Source organism: Arenibacter algicola (genome assembly GCF_000733925.1).
GTDB lineage: Bacteria > Bacteroidota > Bacteroidia > Flavobacteriales > Flavobacteriaceae > Arenibacter > Arenibacter algicola.
This window is the reverse complement of sequence record NZ_JPOO01000003.1, coordinates 1,450,325-1,470,077: the sequence shown is the minus strand read 5'-3', so window position 1 is coordinate 1,470,077 and position 19,753 is coordinate 1,450,325. Positions and strand designations below refer to the sequence as shown.

The 19,753-nt window shown below is 49.3% G+C and carries 5 protein-coding genes; 1 reads left to right on the top strand and 4 read right to left on the bottom strand.

Annotation, left to right across the window (positions count from 1 at the left end; all coding sequences use genetic code 11):
• Window positions 1-42 precede the first annotated feature (42 nt).
• From U735_RS25070 to pepE, 4 genes are all read right to left on the bottom strand, one after another.
• The gene (locus U735_RS25070) at window positions 43-10,188 is read right to left on the bottom strand and encodes a collagen-like domain-containing protein (RefSeq protein ID WP_198036660.1); all 10,146 of its coding nucleotides are present in this window, start codon (window positions 10,186-10,188) and stop codon (window positions 43-45) included.
• 545 nt (window positions 10,189-10,733) lie between these two features.
• A complete protein-coding gene (locus U735_RS0116735) occupies window positions 10,734-11,882 on the bottom strand; it encodes a gliding motility-associated C-terminal domain-containing protein (RefSeq protein ID WP_031444928.1) in 1,149 nt (382 codons plus the stop codon).
• Between the two features lie 18 nt (window positions 11,883-11,900).
• Entirely contained in the window at window positions 11,901-17,087 is a 5,187-nt protein-coding gene (locus U735_RS25065; protein WP_157365029.1) for a bZIP transcription factor, read from the bottom strand.
• A 245-nt stretch (window positions 17,088-17,332) separates the two neighbouring features.
• A complete protein-coding gene (gene pepE, locus U735_RS0116725) occupies window positions 17,333-18,025 on the bottom strand; it encodes a dipeptidase PepE (protein ID WP_031444926.1) in 693 nt (230 codons plus the stop codon).
• Between the two features lie 186 nt (window positions 18,026-18,211).
• Here pepE and U735_RS0116720 point away from each other — a divergent pair, with 186 nt between their 5' ends.
• Window positions 18,212-18,970 carry a hypothetical protein gene (locus U735_RS0116720; protein ID WP_031444925.1) on the top strand — a complete coding sequence of 253 codons (759 nt, stop codon included), beginning with the start codon at window positions 18,212-18,214 and terminating at the stop codon, window positions 18,968-18,970.
• Window positions 18,971-19,753: the final 783 nt, after the last annotated feature.

Sequence of the window (19,753 nt, the reverse complement as noted above, 5' to 3'; positions counted from 1 at the left end):
TTAAAAGTATGTGATGAAATACGCATTAAAACGCTGTTTGTTTTAGTCCTTACTTATTTGTTGCCAATTGGTGCCATCATATTGAAACCAATATGTTTTATCCTTCTTTAAATCATTTTTTGGGTCTCCTTTGTCATCTCGATAATTGATGTTCGTTTCGTTGTCATCATCCATGACTTTTATAACATATATCTGACCTATGGTGCCTGATGTTGGGAATGATATGGTATGATCTTTTCCATAAACAATTAAGGTAAAGTCATTAGGTCCGAGGGTAGTGTTTGTGCTTGTACTTCGAATACCACGAGTAAGCGAACCACCCTGAACATCTTGCCCTGCAGGTCCAGTTGCACCAGTAGCTCCGGTATCACCTTTGTCTCCTTTTACACCTTGTATACCTTGGGCACCAGTTGATCCAGTAGCTCCGGTATCTCCTTTGTCACCTTTCTCACCAGTATCACCTTTCTCTCCTTTGTCTCCCTTTTCTCCTGTAACACCAGTTGCCCCAGTAGCTCCCTTTTCTCCTTGTATACCTTGGATTCCTTGGGCTCCGGTATCACCCTTAGCACCTGTTGCTCCCGTTACACCTTGAATACCTTGTGCACCAGTATCTCCTTTGTCGCCTTGATCTCCCTTGGCTCCAGTTGCCCCGGTAGCTCCAGTAGCTCCAGTTGCCCCGGTAGCTCCAGTTGCACCGGTATCACCCTTGGCACCTGTATCTCCTTTGGCTCCAGTTTCTCCTGTTGAACCTGTGGCTCCAGTTGCCCCAGTATCACCTTGGTCGCCTTTCGCACCAGTATCACCTTTCTCACCGGTTTCACCTTTTTCACCTTGAACTCCAGTTGCACCAGTATCTCCTTTAGCACCAGTGTCACCTTTCTCACCTTGTATTCCTGTTGCACCAGTAGCTCCCGTAGCTCCCGTTTCACCTTGAACTCCAGTTGAACCAGTTGCTCCAGTATTACCTTTCTCACCCTGTTCTCCGGTAGCACCTGTTGCACCGGTTACACCCTGTATACCTTGGGCCCCAGTTGAACCAGTAGCACCAGTTAGGCCGGTAGCTCCTGTGGCTCCTGTTTCACCTTGGATTCCCTGTGCTCCGGTCGCACCAGTATCACCTTGGTCACCTTTCTCGCCTTGGTCACCCTTGGCTCCAGTATCACCCTTGTCTCCTTTTTCTCCGGTGTCACCTTTTTCTCCGGTGTCACCTTTATCTCCAGTAGCACCTGTCGCTCCAGTCTCTCCTTGGATACCTTGTATTCCTTGATCACCTTGTGCCCCGGTATTACCAGTCGCACCGGTTTCTCCTTGTATTCCTTGCGCTCCTGTGTTACCAGTTGCACCAGTAGCACCTGTGGCCCCTGTATCTCCTTTGTCTCCTTGGATACCCTGTGCTCCAGTTGAACCAGTAGCCCCGGTTTCACCTTGTATTCCCTGTGCTCCAGTTGAACCGGTAGCTCCGGTGTCGCCCTTGGCACCTGTATCTCCTTTAGCTCCGTCCGCACCAGTAGCTCCGGTTTCACCTTTGTCGCCCTGGTCGCCTTTGGCTCCGGTCGCACCAGTATCACCTTGGTCTCCTTTAGCTCCAGTTGCACCAGTTGCACCTGTATCTCCTTTGGCTCCAGTTAGGCCGGTTGCTCCGGTATCACCTTTGTCACCCTTGGCACCTGTATCTCCTTTAGCTCCAGCCGCACCAGTTAATCCTATTGGACCCTGAGCTCCAGTATCTCCTTTTTCACCTTGAACTCCAGTTGCACCAGTAGATCCTGTAGCACCTGTGGCTCCTGTTGAACCGGTTTCTCCTTTGTCTCCCTTGGCTCCAGTAGCTCCCGTTACACCAGGTGCACCTGTATCTCCTTTGTCTCCTTGGTCACCCTTATCTCCAATTGAACCTGTAGCTCCGGTTACACCTTGGATTCCTTGTGCTCCAGTGTCTCCTTTAGCACCAGTGTCACCTTTCTCACCCTTGTCACCCTGGTCGCCTTTGGCTCCGGTCGCACCAGTATCACCTTGGTCGCCTTTAGCACCGGTATCTCCTTTAGCTCCGTCCGCACCAGTTGCTCCAGTAAGACCGATCGGACCTTGAGCTCCTGTTGAACCAGTAGCACCTTTCTCGCCTTGGTCACCCTTATCTCCTTTGTCTCCCTGATCTCCTTTAGCTCCAGTAGAGCCAGTAGCACCAGTAGCTCCGGTGTCGCCCTGGTCGCCTTTCGCTCCAGTATCACCTTTAGCTCCGTCCGCACCAGTAGCTCCTGTATCACCTTGGTCACCTTTTACGCCTTGAATTCCTTGAGCACCTGTTGCTCCAGTTTCACCCTTGTCTCCTTGGTCACCTTTGGCACCAGTGTCACCTTTTTCACCCTTATCACCTTGGTCGCCTTTAGCACCGGTATCTCCTTTAGCTCCGTCCGCACCAGTTGCTCCAGTAAGTCCGATCGGACCTTGAGCTCCAGTTGAACCAGTTGCTCCAGTATCACCTTTCTCGCCTTGGTCACCCTTGGCACCTATATCTCCTTTGGCTCCAGTTGCACCTGTGGCACCAGTTTCTCCTTGTATTCCTTGAGCACCTGTTGCTCCAGTATCACCCTTGTCTCCTTGATCACCTTTTTCACCCTTATCACCTTCGGCACCAGTATCCCCTTTTTCACCTTGTTCTCCAGTTGCCCCAGTGGCACCAGTTTCACCCTTGTCACCTTGATCACCTTTGACGCCCTGGTCGCCCTTGGCTCCAGTTGCCCCAGTAGATCCTGTGGCACCAGTAGCTCCCGTTTCACCTTTATCACCTTGGTCTCCCTTGGCTCCAGTTGCACCTGTGTCCCCTGTATCTCCTTTAGCTCCAGTTAGGCCGGTTGCACCAGTATCACCCTTCTCACCTTGGGCACCAGTATCTCCTTTATCTCCTTGGTCGCCCTTTGCTCCAGTTGAACCTGTGGCACCAGTTGCCCCGGTATCTCCTTTGTCGCCCTTGGCTCCGGTATCACCCTTATCACCTTTGTCTCCTTGCTCACCCTTAGCTCCGGTAGTTCCAGTAGCTCCGGTGTCGCCCTTGTCTCCTTTTTCACCTTGAACTCCAGTAGCACCAGTTGCTCCGATTTCACCTTGTATACCTTGAACTCCTGTTGCACCGGTAGATCCAGTTGCTCCAGTATCTCCTTTGTCGCCCTTGGCTCCTGTGTCACCTTTGGCTCCGGTTGTACCAGTTTCACCCTGTATTCCTTGGGCTCCTGTATTACCAGTAGCACCTGTGGCACCGGTTTCACCCTGGATTCCCTGTATGCCTTGCGCTCCTGTGTTACCAGTTGCTCCAGTGGCACCAGTTACACCCTGAATGCCTTGTTCACCTTGTGCTCCGGTTGCCCCAGTATCACCTTTTTCACCTTGTATACCTTGGGCTCCAGCATCTCCTTTGTCACCTTTCTCGCCTTGGGCACCGGTATCTCCTTTTTCTCCAGTATCACCTTTCTCACCCTGTTCTCCAGTTGCACCTGTAGAACCAGTTGCGCCGGTTGCTCCCGTTTCACCTTGTATTCCCTGTGCTCCAGTGTCTCCTTTAGCACCAGTGTCACCTTTCTCACCTTGTATTCCTGTTGCACCAGTAGATCCAGTTGCCCCTGTGGCCCCTGTATCTCCTTTAGCTCCAGTTAGGCCGGTTGCACCGGTATCACCTTTATCTCCTTTTTCACCCTGGTCGCCTTTCGCTCCAGTATCACCTTTAGCTCCGTCTGCACCAGTTAATCCTATTGGACCCTGAACTCCTGTCGCTCCTGTGTCTCCCTTGGCTCCTGTTGTACCAGTAGCTCCAGTTGAACCTGTTGCACCAGTGGCTCCAGTATCACCCTTTACACCTTGTATACCTTGGGCTCCAGTATCTCCTTTGTCACCTTTCTCGCCTTGGGCTCCAGTATCTCCTTTAGCTCCGTCCGCACCAGTTGCGCCAGTAAGTCCGATCGGACCCTGAGCACCAGTTGAACCAGTGTCGCCCTTGTCACCTTTTTCACCTTGAACTCCAGTTGCCCCAGTAGATCCTGTAGCACCTGTATCTCCTTTGTCACCTTTGTCTCCTTTCTCACCAGTGGCTCCAGTATCTCCTTGAATACCTTGAATTCCTTGGGCTCCTGTTGAACCTGTAGCACCGGTATCTCCTTTTTCTCCTTTATCACCAGTGGCACCAGTTTCACCTTGAATACCTTGAGCTCCGGTTTCACCTTTTTCACCAGAATCACCTTTCTCACCTTTTAAACCTTGTATGCCTTGCTCTCCAGTGGCACCAGTTGCTCCTGTAGCTCCAGTTTCTCCTTGTATACCTTGAATTCCTTGTTCTCCGGTATCACCCTTGTCACCTTTGGCTCCGGTTTCACCAGTAGCACCAGTTTCACCTGTTGCTCCTGTGGCCCCGGTTTCTCCTTGAATACCCTGGATTCCTTGAGCTCCGGTAGCACCTGTTTCACCTTTCTCACCTTGCGCTCCAGTATCGCCTTTGTCGCCCTTAGCTCCAGTATCTCCTTTGTCACCTTGAACTCCAGTTGCACCAGTAGAACCAGTAGCACCTGTCGCTCCAGTCTCACCCTTGTCGCCTTGAACTCCTGTTGCACCGGTAGATCCAGTTTCACCTGTATCTCCCTTGGCTCCTGTTGTACCAGTAGCTCCTGTAGCACCAGTTGCTCCGGTTTCACCTTGAACACCTTGAATACCTTGTGTACCAGTTGCACCAGTAGCACCAGTTTCACCTTTGGCTCCTGTATCACCTTGGTCTCCTTTTAGACCTTGAATTCCTTGGGCTCCGGTATCACCCTTGTCACCTTTATCTCCTTGATCACCTTTTAGACCCTGAATTCCTTGCTCTCCTGTTGCACCAGTAGCACCGGTTGCTCCGGTTTCACCTTGAATACCTTGTGCACCAGCATCTCCTTTGTCACCTTTATCTCCTTGATTACCTTTTACACCTTGGATCCCTTGAATACCTTGAGCTCCGGTTTCACCTTTGTCTCCTTTCTCACCCTGAATACCTTGAGCTCCGGTGTCACCTTTGTCTCCCTTGTCTCCTTGATCACCCTTTACACCTTGGATACCCTGTTCTCCAGTTGCTCCTGTAGCTCCAGTTTCTCCTTGAATTCCTTGAATACCTTGTGCACCAGTATCTCCTTTGTCACCTTTATCTCCTTGATCACCTTTTACACCTTGGATACCCTGTTCTCCGGTAGAACCAGTGGCTCCGGTTTCACCCTTTACACCTTGAATTCCTTGGGCTCCGGTATCACCCTTTTCACCAGTGGCACCAGTATCTCCTTTGTCACCTTTATCTCCTTGATCACCTTTTACACCTTGGATACCCTGTTCTCCGGTAGCACCAGTGGCTCCGGTTTCACCAGTAGCACCAGTTTCACCTGTTGCTCCAGTGGCCCCAGTTTCACCTTGAATACCTTGAATACCTTGGATTCCTTGAGCTCCAGTATCACCTTTCTCACCTTGGTCCCCCTTATCTCCTTGGTCACCTTTGTCACCTTTTAGACCCTGAATTCCTTGCTCTCCTGTAGCTCCGGTAGCACCAGTGGCACCGGTCCCACCTTGGATACCTTGGATTCCTTGAGCTCCAGTGTCTCCCTTATCTCCTTTTGCTCCAGTTGCTCCGGTTTCACCTTGAATACCTTGAGCTCCGGTGTCTCCTGTATCTCCTTTAGCTCCGTCCGCACCAGTTGCTCCCGTTTCACCCTTGTCTCCTTGGTCGCCTTTGGCTCCGGTCGCACCGGTGTCCCCTTTTGCTCCAGTATCACCTTTCTCACCAGTTACACCAGTTGCTCCCGTTTCACCCTTGTCGCCCTGGTCGCCTTTGGCTCCAGTAGCACCAGTGTCTCCCTTATCTCCTTGGTCTCCCTTGGCTCCGGTTTCTCCTTTTTCACCAGTAGCTCCGGTTTCACCTTTTTCACCTTGAACTCCAGTTGCACCAGTAGATCCTGTAGCACCTATGACTCCTGTATCACCTTGGTCGCCTTTGGCTCCGTCAGCACCAGTTAATCCTATTGGGCCCTGAGCACCAGTAGCTCCAGTGTCTCCCTTATCGCCTTGATCTCCCTTGGCACCAGTGGCTCCGGTAGCACCAGTTGCACCGGTTACACCTTGTATACCTTGAATTCCTTGGGCACCAGTGGTACCTGTAGCACCAGTTGCTCCAGTATCACCTTTAGCTCCGTCCGCACCAGTAGCTCCAGTTTCACCTTGTATTCCCTGAATTCCTTGGGCACCAGTTTCACCTTTGTCTCCTTTATCACCAGTTTCGCCTTGGATACCTTGTATTCCCTGTATACCTTGTGCTCCTGTATTACCAGTGGCACCAGTAGCTCCGGTGTCGCCCTTGTCACCTTTTTCACCTTGAATTCCTTGAGCACCAGTTGCTCCCGTTTCACCCTTGTCTCCCTGATCTCCCTGATCTCCCTTGGCTCCAGTTGCACCAGTAGCTCCAATAGCACCGGTTTCACCTTTCTCGCCCTTGTCACCCTTGTCTCCTTGATCACCTTTGGCACCAGTATCACCTTTTTCACCTTGAACTCCAGTAGAGCCAGTAGCTCCTGTGGCTCCAGTTTCACCTTGGATACCTTGTATTCCTTGGGCACCAGTGTCACCTTGGTCGCCTTTAGCACCTGTATCTCCTTTGGCTCCGTCAGCACCAGTTAATCCTATTGGACCCTGAAGTCCAGTTGCACCTGTGTCACCTTTTTCGCCCTGGTCGCCCTTGGCTCCGGTTGTACCAGTAGCTCCTGTATCACCTTTGTCTCCTTTATCACCAGTAGCTCCAGTTGTACCTGTATCTCCTTTGGCTCCATCAGCACCAGTTGCACCAGAAAGTCCTATTGGACCCTGAGCACCAGTTGAACCAGTTGCTCCAGTTTCACCCTTATCACCTTGGTCGCCTTTAGCACCGGCATCTCCTTTAGCTCCATCAGCACCAGTTGCTCCAGTAAGTCCGATCGGACCTTGAGCTCCAGTTGAACCAGTTGCACCGGTATTTCCTTTGTCGCCTTGATCTCCCTTGTCTCCAGTTGTACCAGTTGCTCCAGTGGCACCAGTTACACCCTGAATGCCTTGTTCACCTTGTGCTCCGGTTGCACCAGTGGCACCGGTCTCACCCTTGTCACCTTTTTCACCAGTAGCTCCGGTATCACCCCTTTCGCCAGTAGCACCAGTATCACCCTTGTCACCAGTGGCGCCAGTAGCACCGGTTTCTCCAGTATTACCTTTCTCGCCTTGATCACCTTTGACGCCCTGGTCGCCCGTGGCTCCGGTCGCACCTGTGGCTCCGGTTTCACCTTGGATTCCTTGGGCTCCTGTGTTACCAGTAGCACCAGTTGCTCCAGTGGCACCAGTTTCACCCTGAATTCCTTGCGCTCCTGTGTCACCTTTGGCTCCTGTTGAACCTGTTACACCAGTAGATCCTGTAGCACCTATGGCTCCTGTATCACCTTGGTCGCCTTTGGCTCCGTCAGCACCAGTTAATCCTATTGGACCCTGAACTCCCGTTGCTCCTGTGTCACCTTTGGCTCCGGTTGTACCAGTAGCACCGGTATCACCCTTGTCACCAGTGGCGCCAGTAGCACCGGTTTCTCCAGTATTACCTTTCTCGCCTTGATCACCTTTGACGCCCTGGTCGCCCGTGGCTCCGGTCGCACCTGTGGCTCCGGTTTCACCTTGGATTCCTTGGGCTCCTGTGTTACCAGTAGCACCAGTTGCTCCAGTGGCACCAGTTTCACCCTGAATTCCTTGCGCTCCTGTGTCACCTTTGGCTCCTGTTGAACCTGTTACACCAGTAGATCCTGTAGCACCTATGGCTCCTGTATCACCTTGGTCGCCTTTGGCTCCGTCAGCACCAGTTAATCCTATTGGACCCTGAACTCCCGTTGCTCCTGTGTCACCTTTGGCTCCGGTTGTACCAGTAGCACCGGTATCACCCTTGTCGCCTTTTGCTCCAGTTATACTTATACCTATTGGTCCTTGTGCTCCTGTCGCACCAGTAGCACCAGTAGCCCCGGTATCTCCTTTGTCACCTTTAGCTCCGTTAGCACCTGTAGCACCAGTTTCACCCTTATCACCTTGATCTCCCTTGGCTCCGGTAGTTCCAGTTGCTCCTGTTAAACCTTGTATTCCTTGGGCTCCAGTGTCTCCTTTAGCACCAGTGTCACCTTTCTCACCTTTCTCACCCTTGTCGCCCTTGTCGCCTTTGGTTCCGGTCGCACCAGTGTCTCCGGTCGCACCTGTAGCTCCGGTTACACCTTGAATACCTTGGGCACCAGTGTCACCTTTAGCTCCGTCCGCACCAGTTGCTCCAGTAAGTCCTATTGGACCCTGAGCACCTGTTGCTCCAGTGTCACCTTTAGCTCCAGTTGAACCAGTTGCTCCGGTTTCACCTTTGACGCCCTGGTCGCCTTTGGCTCCGGTCGCACCAGTGTCTCCTTTGTCCCCTTTGGCTCCAGTGTCACCTTTATCTCCAGTAGCACCAGTGGCACCGGTATCACCCTTGGCACCTGTATCTCCTTTGACGCCCTGGTCGCCTTTGGCTCCGGTCGCACCTGTAGCACCAGTTTCACCCTTATCACCTTGGTCTCCCTTGGCTCCGGTAGCCCCAGTGTCACCTTTTTCACCTTGAACTCCAGTTGCCCCAGTAGATCCTGTAGCACCAGTAGCTCCAGTTTCACCTTGTATTCCCTGTACACCTTGGGCTCCAGTTGCCCCAGTATCACCTCGGTCGCCTTTCGCACCAGTGTCTCCTTTGACGCCCTGGTCGCCTTTGGCTCCGGTCGCACCAGTGTCCCCTTTTGCTCCAGTATCACCTTTCTCACCTTGCACTCCAGTTGAACCTGTAGCTCCAGTTGCACCTGTGGCTCCTGTATCACCTTGGTCGCCCTTGGCTCCTGTTTCTCCTTGTATTCCTTGGGTTCCGGTTGCTCCAGTTACACCTCGAATTCCCTGTTCACCTTGCGCTCCTGTGTTGCCAGTTGCACCAGTCGCACCGGTTTCCCCTTGTATACCTTGAATTCCTTGGGCACCAGTGTCACCTTTATCTCCAGTAGCACCAGTAGCACCAGTGGCACCGGTATCACCGGTTGCCCCAGTATCACCTGTGGCTCCGGTTACACCTTGTATACCTTGAATTCCTTGAGCTCCAGTATCACCTTTAGCACCAGTATCTCCCTTGGCTCCGGTTTCACCTTTGCCGCCCTGGTCGCCTTGGGCTCCGGTCGCACCAGTATCACCTTTGTCGCCTTGAACTCCAGTAGCACCAGTGGCTCCTGTATCACCTTGTATACCTTGAATTCCTTGCGCTCCGGTTGAACCTGTTGCACCGGTATTACCCTTGTCTCCTTGGTCGCCTTTGGCTCCGGTCGCACCAGTATCTCCTTTGTCTCCCTGGTCACCCTTGGCTCCAGTATCACCCTTGGCACCTGTATCTCCTTTGGCTCCGTCCGCACCCGTTAATCCTATTGGACCCTGAGCACCAGTGTCTCCCTTATCGCCTTGATCTCCCTTGGCTCCGGTTTCACCTTTGCCGCCCTGGTCGCCTTGGGCTCCGGTCGCACCAGTGTCACCTTTGTCGCCTTGAACTCCAGTAGCACCTGTGGCTCCTGTATCACCTTGTATACCTTGAATTCCTTGCGCTCCGGTTGAACCTGTTGCACCGGTATTACCCTTGTCTCCTTGGTCGCCTTTGGCTCCGTCCGCACCCGTTAATCCTATTGGACCCTGAGCACCAGTAGCACCAGTAGCACCAGTAGCTCCATTGGTTCCGTCAATGCCATTAATACCAGCAGGACCTCGTGGTCCTGTTAAGTTTGAAGTTGTAAATTTTGTTCCGTCTGTATAATTGAAGGTAAATGTCCCGTTACCGTTATCAACAGTAGATTGTATGCCGACCCCCCCCGTAGCAGTTGAACCACCGGTACAAAGGCTATTCCATTGCGTTCCGTTGTAGAAGAAAACGCATTTTGCATCCGTGTTATAGACCATTGCCCCACGTAGTGGCTTAATGGCTTGCATTTGGGTATTGGAAACTCGTGTAAGTACAAATGCTTTGGTAGTACTTTCCAATTCAACTATGGAAGCCGCATTAATACTGTTTGGGTTTTCACCAATTTTTACCTGTGCAGTTGCAAAGGAGCAACTCATCAAAAACAGTAATAGGAGTAATTTTTTAAAGTCCATTCAAGGGGATTTGGGGTGCTAAGACCTATATAAACCCAAATTTAGATGTCTAATTATGGAATGTTAAAAAAATGTTGTGAACCCGATAAAAGATGTGGTGTACCTATGTTATTGAAAATTAGGTCTATAAAATATGCCTTTGGTCGAACCTTAAAATGAAAGAAGAGCCTTACAAAACTACTGCCTTCAAGGGTATTGCCATTTTGAAATGTTAACCATCTTAATCAAAGAATTTTGATGATAATTTGTGTCCAATTAGCTAAAATGACTATGGAATTAGAGCGACAAAAGTTGTGAATCCATGCATTTGTGCAATAGGGGAACAATTATACGGGATTGATACGCTTGGCATTTTTGATGCTAGATATTAGTATTGAGATATTAGATACTAGACTTTAGAAGTGAGATGCTGGATTCTAGACTTTTGACTTTCGACCTGCCCACTGCCTCAAAAAGGTCTCGACTCCGCCCGTCTACCGCCGGGCAGGCTCAATCTCCGGTAGGACTTTGAACCTTAAACCTTGAACCTTGAACCTTGAACCCTTTCAGTGTTCCAAATACAAAAATCCCTGATAATTAAGCTGAAGGTCTTTCATTGCTATTATGTAGAAATAGACCCCATTGGGCAATCCGGCTCCCCGGTTAATGACCAAATTGTCCACATTGGAGTAGCCGGTAAAACCGTTGGTGTAATTGTCCTCCTCATAAACTTTCTGACCTTGACGGTTATATATACTGATGGTATCGTCATCCGAAAGTTCCAGTTCCTCAATATATAGGGCATCGTTTACCCCATCGCCGTTGGGGGTTACCAGGTAATTGTCCAATGTTAGCAATTCTTTGGCCGTGGCTTCGGAGGCAAAGGTGATTACGGCATAATCGTCCGGGACAAAATTTTCCGAAATTAAAAACCCCTGTGTTAGGTCGCCCACTACCGAAGCTGCACCTAGATTCACCCAAGATCGGCCCGCAATGCTCCAGCCTACGGGAATTATCTTTTCCACCTCCTCGGTAAGGGCGGCTATATTGCTGCGGGCGTTCCAACTGATCTGTATGTTAGAGGAAACGCTGCCTTCCAAATGCCAAAATTCTACCTCACTGATATCGCCCATGGTCCTGGGTTTTTTGGTAGGGTCAAAACTTTCGGGGAAGGTGGTAGGGTTGGTGGGACTTTCCCTGTAATAGGCACATTTGGCAAAACTGTTAGTGCCACTGCTATTGAAGGTCAGGGATCGTAATTGTTCCGAATCGCCCACTGGAAAAATAAAATTTTGTTCGTTATTGATGGTGACATAACCATCTACCTTGGAGAGGTCGCTTTCACCTACATAAAAGGCATCCTGCAGAAAATTAAAATAGACGTCCTGTTGTTGCCTTGGAGTAACAAAATTGCCCGTTATAAAATTGGTGTTGGAGATGACACTCATGCCTGTGTTGAGCATTACCCCTTGGTCATTGGCAATCTCGGTATCGAAGAATACGGGCATAAAGGCGCCGGAAACACTTATCATACTACTGCCATAAAAACCGGCCAGGCCCAAATTTTGGTCAAATGAGGCATTGTTGATGAGGTTGGTATGAAAGCCTATTTGTCCCTCATTGTGGATACGGATGTTGCCACTATTGTACAGGGCCGTTTGGGCCTGTATCCCTAGGGGCAGCAACAATGCGAGGATGTAGATGGCGTTTTTCATTTTCCTTGGACAGTATCCTTAGTTCTTATTTTGTAACAATGCCTTTATTTCGTCCATGTCCTTGCGGAGCGACTGCAGTTCTGCGGACAGAGATTCGTTTTCATTTTTAAGTTGATCTATTTTCTTTTCCTGTTCTATGGTATGCAGGAACAATTCCTCTATTTTTTCTAGGTTTATTCTTGATGCTTCTCCAAGATTCCAAAATCCCTGTTCCTTGATTTCCTTGGCTGATTTTATACCTGGTAAATGGTGTTTCTTTTTTATATGTTTCTCAATTTCAGCAAGGCTATTAAAGGTGTAATTTTTATTTAGGATTGAAGTACCTAAATAATATTTTTGGAAAACGTAGTCGGGTACTGGCGAGTGAGTACCAGTTACATTAACATTTCCATCAACTTGTAAGTTTCCGGTAGTACTGATATCGGCAGTGAATGCAGGGTTAATTTTGGAGCCATCTATGTCTGCCGATCCTGAAATGTCAGCATTAACTATTGTTCCGTTAGCAATTTGCGCTGAGGTGACCGCATCGGCTGCGAGCTGTTGGGTATCGATTCCCCCATTGGCAACCTGGAATTCGTTACCTGTCGTCCCGTCCCCAGTGATAGTGTTCTGGTCCGCTAACTCTGTTGTACCTCCTGTTGCTGGAAGATCGACCCATGAAACGGCTGTACCAGCGGCATTAGTTCTCAAAATTTGATCAGCATTTCCCGGTTCTATTTTTGCTGGGGTCACTGCCTGATCAATTAATTCGGATTCACCAACAGAATCTGCCTGTAATTCCGATTGATCAACTGAATTTGGAGCCAAATCAGCGGCCGTAATTGAATTGTCGAATATACTTCCGCCAATACCGCCAACTATGGCGCCATCAGCTAGCTGCAATGCAGTGATGCCTCCGTCCACTAATTGTAGTTCATTTCCAGTAGTACCATCCCCGGTTATGGTAGTTTCATCCGCTGTTACCGCTGCTCCAAGGCTGGTAAGAATATACGGGTTCCCGGTGGTCCCGGTTCCTGCTACGGTTACCGTAGCACTATTGTTTATGATCGTCTCGGACCCATCTGAAGTGTCCACACTTGTCAGGACATAGGGGTCGGCTCCAGTTCCAGAACCTGTTACTGTCACTGTTGCACTTCCGTTTACGATGGTCTCGGACCCGTCTGCACCCCCAAGGCTTGTGAGAATATACGGGTCCCCTGTGGTCCCGGTTCCAGCCACTGTTACCGTGGCACTGTTATTTATGATCGTCTCGGACCCATCGGAAGTGTCGGCGCTGGTGAGAACATATGGATCTCCCGATGTCCCCGTCCCCGTTACGGTCACCGTAGTACTTCCGTTTACGATGGTCTCGGACCCATCTGCACCGCCAAGGCTTGTGAGAATATAGGGGTCCCCGGTGGTCCCGGTTCCGGCCACTGTTACCGTGGCACTATTGTTTATGATCGTCTCGGACCCATCCGAAGTATCAACACTTGCCAGGACATAGGGGTCGGCTCCAGTTCCAGAACCTGTTACTGTCACTGTTGCACTTCCGTTTACAATGGTCTCAGATCCATCTGCACCGCCAAGACTTGTGAGAATATAAGGATCTCCAGTAGTTCCCGTACCTGCTACGGTTACTGTTGCACTGTTATTTATAATCGTTTCGGACCCATCCGAGGTGTCGACGCTAGTTAGGACATATGGATCTCCCGATGTCCCTGTTCCCGTAACTGTTACTGTAGTACTTCCGTTAACCACTGTCTCTGACCCATCGGCTCCCGTACTAGTGAGAATATAAGGGTCTCCAGTTGTCCCTGTTCCCGTAACTGTTACTGTAGTACTTCCGTTTACAATGGTCTCTGACCCATCTGCCCCTCCAAGGCTGGTAAGAATATACGGGTCGCCTGTTGTCCCGCTACCCGCTACGGTTACCGTTGCACTTGTGTTTATGATCGTTTCGGATCCATCCGAGGTGTCGGCGCTTGTTAGGACATATGGATCTCCCGATGTCCCTGTTCCCGTAACTGTTACTGTAGTACTTCCGTTAACCACTGTCTCTGACCCATCGGCTCCCGTACTAGTGAGAATATAAGGGTCCCCGGTTGTTCCTGTTCCTGCGACGGTTACTGTGGCACTGTTGTTTATGATCGTTTCGGACCCGTCGGAGGTGTCGGCGCTAGTTAGGACATATGGATCTCCCGATGTCCCTGTTCCCGTAACTGTTACTGTAGTACTTCCGTTAACCACTGTCTCCGACCCATCGGCTCCCGTACTAGTGAGAATATAAGGGTCCCCGGTTGTTCCTGTTCCAGCGACGGTTACTGTGGCACTGTTGTTTATGATGGTTTCGGACCCGTCGGAAGTGTCGGCGCTAGTTAGGACATATGGATCTCCCGATGTCCCTGTTCCCGTAACTGTTACTGTAGTACTTCCGTTAACCACTGTCTCCGACCCATCGGCTCCCGTACTAGTGAGAATATAAGGGTCCCCGGTTGTTCCTGTTCCAGCGACGGTTACTGTGGCACTGTTGTTTATGATGGTTTCGGACCCGTCGGAAGTGTCGGCGCTAGTTAGGACATATGGATCTCCCGATGTCCCTGTTCCCGTAACTGTTACTGTAGTACTTCCGTTAACCACTGTCTCCGACCCATCGGCTCCAGTACTTGTAAGAATATACGGGTCTCCCGTTGTTCCTGTTCCTGCGACGGTTACTGTGGCACTATTGTTTATGATGGTTTCGGACCCGTCGGAAGTGTCGGCGCTTGTCAGGACATATGGGTCACCCGTTGTTCCTGTTCCTGCGACGGTTACTGTGGCACTATTGTTTATGATGGTTTCGGACCCGTCGGAAGTGTCAGCGCTTGTCAGGACATATGGGTCTCCCGTTGTTCCTGTACCCGTTACAGTTACGGTCGTACTTCCGTTAACTACTGTCTCTGACCCATCTGCCCCGATACTTGTAAGAACATAAGGATCTCCTGATGTACCTGTCCCTGCTACTGAGACTGTTGCACTGGGATTTATTATTGTCTCCGATCCGTCAGCACTTGCTGCCAATAGCTCAGCATCGGTAGCGAATTCGGTATCAAGATCTACCTGGTTTCCACCCGTTGCCGGATTGGTCAATGTTAAAATACCTCCAGTCAGTTGTAAATCTTGTAATTCATCAGTTGGATTTCCTCCCCCTGAAATAATATTGGCATTTAATTCATCTTTCAACTCCTCAATTGCGGCCTGAGTGTTGGTTGATATGAGAGATAAATATGGCGCAAAAGTGACATCCGCTGCGGCAGGGTTTCCAGCGGCGCCTGTCAATACATATGGATTCACACTTGTTCCAGTTCCAGTTACCCCTATAGTCGAATTAATAGCATCAATAATTGTTTCAGAGCCATCAGCTGCTTGGCTCAAGACATATGCCATTGTAGCTGCATCCTGCGGGGCTGTAGGGTCAGATAAATTGTTTATTTGATTGTTTCCAGCGCTCGTTCCATTTCCCAAGACACTGGCTAAATCTTGATTACCTCCAACCGCACCAATTGCAGCATCGATACCCGCTAAATGGGCTTCAACATTGGCGGCACCAGCCGTATAATTAGCTGGCGTTGCTGCTACTGGGACAGCCGCGGCGTTTTGTGAATCGGTATTATCCAAAAAAGCTGTAAGATTTATAGGTACACCTCCGTTTTCCAATGTAAGAAGATTGCCTGCTTCTAGAGTCAATTGTTGCTCATCAGTATCAGTGCCACCATTGTCGTCAATCCAGGTATACCCCCCAGACCCATCAGTGGAAAGTACCTGTCCTGCGTTTCCACCAGCCGGTAGTTCTATTTCGTTTGAAGGGTCCGAATCTAAATCATTATATAGGGCGCCTCCATCCGTTCCAGATATTATAGAATTTGGGGTATCACCACTCACAATAGTCTGTGCAGAACCGCCAACCTGGGCATCCACATACGCCTGCGTTGCTGCATCCTGTGGTGCTGTAGGGTCTGCTAAATTGTTTATTTGGTTGTTTCCGGCACTGGTTCCAAAACCTAGTACACTAGCTAAATCCTGGTTTCCGCCCACTGCAGAAATGGGTTGCCAGGTCACCACCCCAAGCGTATTTGTAGTCATGATCTGATTGGCGGCTCCTGGTTGGATTTTTATGGGGGTAACATTGCCGTTCAATATTTTATTGGAGATAACCGCATTGTCAGCTAAATGGGGCTGTCCCACGGCGTTAAGGGCTATTTTTGGGGAAGTTATCGCAAGATCGGCAATAGTCACCAAGCCGGTATTGTCAATAGTAGCATCCCCGCCCATGGGGACTCCTGTGGCCACATTGCCGGCACTGCCTACAAAAATATTTCCATCTGCTAAAGTGCTGGCCGCTCCTGCCAATTGGTCCACATAGGTCTTTACCGCATTTTGGGTGGGGTAGAGGGTGGTAGAGTTTCCAAGGGCCGTATCATCCGATTTGTTGGCCACATCTTCCTTGGTTGTAATTGCAGTGGCATTGGCCAAAATGTCGCCCAATACAGTGCTCCCAACTTTTATAGGGTCTGCCAATGTGCCCGCCCCTGTAATGGTAGACTGGTCTGCCTGGGTAGCACCTAGCTCGTTCTTATTTAGCCATACCACATTGCCGGCGGCATCGGTCGTTAATAGCTGGTCAAAGGCTCCTGGTTCCATGTCCTCTGGTTTAATGGTGCCATCAATAATTTCCAGGGTGCCTACGGCGGCCTCCTGTATTTCGTCCTTTCCTACGGTATTGTCCTGTAGTTCGGAAGAGCCAACAGAATTGGGTGCCAATTGTCTTTCCCCTATGGTGGCCGTTGCAATATCGGCGCCAAAAACGGTTTCGTTTACAATGTTCATCCCTGTAATCTGCCCTACTTTTAGGTCGTAGTTATTGCCACCGGTGGAAGTAATTACAACCGTACCATCGTCCGAAGTAAAGGTAATGGAACCGGCCACAGCATCGCAGATATCCTTCCATTCCACACCTGTATAATAATGGATACATTCTACGTCCGTGTTGTACACCAATGCCCCTGCCGAGGGTATAATGGCGTTCATTTGTGCGGTGTTTACACGGGTTATGACCAATACCCTGGAACTGCTCTCCAGCTCCAGTACCGAACTAGGGTCTATATTTTGCGGGTTGTCCCCGATCTTTATCTGGGCCTGCACGGCCATTCCCAATAGCAGGCAAAAAAAGAAGTGGATATATTTCATTTTCAATTTTTTTATCGTTGTCCTACTTTATTTTTGTTCAAGGTTCAAGGTTCAAGGTTCAAGGTTCAAGGTTTTAAAGTTTTTGCGCCAACAGCCCATGGATTTATACTTAAATCCATACTGCCTTATAAATCGGGCACTTATACTTTTAAAACTTAGGCTATCAAAAGTAAAATTATCGTAAGATATACACAGTTTTATCGGGTAAAATACGTTACTACTAGGTGAACTGAAATGTATCTTCGTTAAAAGGGAATATTCTTACTTTCATAAGGTTTTTTTCCAGCTTCAAAGATGCGCGCCGTACCCTCGCCCTTTAGAATTTTGTGGTCTCCGTTCACCAAAATATAGTTGCCCTCACGGAGGCCAATTACGGGGGTAGTATTAAAGATATGAAATTCGCGGATCCTGGTCTCCCTAGTTTCTCCTTTATGTTGGCTATTGGGGTCCGGATCCAAATAATGGGGGTTGAGATTAAAATCCACCACCCCCAAGGTGTCAAAACTGGGAGGGTAAACAATGGGCATATCATTGGTGGTCCTCATGCTTGGGCCGGCAATGTTACTGCCCGCGCTGGTTCCAAGATATGGGGTGCCCGACTCTATTGTTGCCTTCAAAGGGTTAATAAGATGCAATTGGTGCAATTGCTGAACCAAGAGAAACGTATTTCCCCCACCTGTAAAAATGCCTTCCGCTTGGGCGAGGCCTTCTAGCGGATCGGTAAAAGTATGGAGCCCTACCACCTTTTTATTTATTTTGGAAAAGGCGGTAGTTGCCAGGGTAGTATAATCCTCATGGGATATACCGCCTGGCCTGGCGTAAGGGATAAAGGTAATGGTGGAACAGCCTTCAAAAAAGGACTCTAATTCTTCCAAAAGATATTCCAAATACCCTTGTCCAAAGAGGGTAGAAGTACTGGCCAATAATATTTTTTTCATGTGTTCTACTCTTTGGGTACGGATAGGCAAGATACAAATTAACAAAAGTTTAAAGGTGGGTTGCTTTTTTATGAACCCAACATGCTTTTTCTTTATCCCATATTGGTAGAAAAGCAGCATTTGAGTTTATTTCTTTGAGAAAAATAGGATATTTGACGCTTAATTTATCTAATTTTAAATAAAAAAATGCAAAATAGAATACTCTTCTTACTTTTCTTCTTATGTGTCGCAATTTCCTATTCACAGGATGATGATCGCCAATATTTAAGGGGACAGGTACTTTATAGAAATGTGAACGTTCCCAATGAGAATGTCATAAATGTTACTACCGAAATGGCCACGATTACCAATGACAAAGGGGAGTTCGGGATTATGGTAAAAGCTGGGGACCAATTGGTGTTTACGGCCATTAATTACCAGTTGAAGGTGGTGGATATTACCGATGAAATTTTACAAAATAACAGATTGGTAGTAGAGGTTACCGAAAAAGTGACCGAATTGGACGAGGTAGTGGTAACACCCGAAAATCAGGAAAAATTTCTTCAGGCCCAAAACAAGGAATTCCTAAACAGGGATTACGAATACGAAACGGACCGTTTAACGGAAGTGGAGAATATTGCCCTGTCCGATGCGGATAAGGGGATGAAGGACGGCCTTAATTTCGTTAATATCTTTAAAGCACTTATGTTGGCGACCAAAGGGAGCGATACCGATGTTGAGCGGGAACCTTTAAAGGTTAGTGAGGTATTGAGGCAGGTATATGACGATGAATTTTTTGTGCTAGACCTTAAACTACCGCAAGAAAAAATAGACGATTTTTTACTGTATTGCGATACCCAATTGCCAGAAAGGTCATTGTTGCAAAAACGCAATGAATTTCAGCTTATAGATTTCCTGGTTACCCATAGCAAGACCTATTTGGAGGGATTGGAAGCGGAGAAGTAGTTGGTGGTTGCCAGTGGGCAGTAATCAGTGAACAGTGAACAGTTGGCAGTGGACAGTAATCAGTGAACAGTAAACAGTAAACAGTGGCAGTAGCAGTTGGCAGTTCATGGTTCATGGTTCAAAGTTGAAAGTTGAATGTTCAGACTTTTTTGTCCGGTCGAGCCTGCCTGACGGCTAGGCAGGCGGAGTCGAGACCTTTTTGAGGCTGTTGGGCCGTGACAGTGAACAGTAATCAGTGCTCAGTGGGCAGTGGCAGTTGGCAGCGTGGCAGGTTCAAAGTTCAAAGTCCTGCCGGAGATTGAGTGGAGTCGAAATCGAAGTTGGTTGCCAGTGAACAGTGAACAGTTGGCAGTGAACAGTTTTCAGTGAACAGTAATCAGTGCTCAGTGGGCAGTGACAGTTGGCAGTTCAGGGTTCAAAGTTTTTTTGTCCGGTCGAGCGGGGTCGAGACCTTTTTGAGGCTGGTGGGCAGTTGGCAGTGAACAGTAATCAGTGCTCAGTGGGCAGTAGCAGTTGGCAGTACATGGTTCATGGTTCAAAGTTCAAAGTCCTGCCGGAGATTGAGCCTGCCCGGAGGCAGACAGGCGGAGTCGAGACCTTTTTGAGGGTAATGAACAGTGGCTTCGGCTACGCCCGCCTGAACGGAACGGGCAGGCTCAGCCACCGAATGAAGAGAACGGAGATTGAGCGGAGTCGAAATCGAAGTTGGTGGGTCGTGACAGTTGGCAGTGAACAGTGTTCAGTAAACAGAGGGCAGTAGCAGTTGGCAGTTCATGGTTGAAA

Excerpts from the sequence above, each read along its gene's own strand:
- U735_RS25070 (WP_198036660.1), bottom strand. The coding sequence starts at position 10,188 with ATGGACTTTAAAAAATTACTCCTATTACTGTTTTTGATGAGTTGCTCC.
- U735_RS0116735 (WP_031444928.1), bottom strand. The coding sequence starts at position 11,882 with ATGAAAAACGCCATCTACATCCTCGCATTGTTGCTGCCCCTAGGGATA.
- U735_RS25065 (WP_157365029.1), bottom strand. The coding sequence starts at position 17,087 with ATGAAATATATCCACTTCTTTTTTTGCCTGCTATTGGGAATGGCCGTG.
- pepE (WP_031444926.1), bottom strand. The coding sequence starts at position 18,025 with ATGAAAAAAATATTATTGGCCAGTACTTCTACCCTCTTTGGACAAGGG.
- U735_RS0116720 (WP_031444925.1), top strand. The coding sequence starts at position 18,212 with ATGCAAAATAGAATACTCTTCTTACTTTTCTTCTTATGTGTCGCAATT.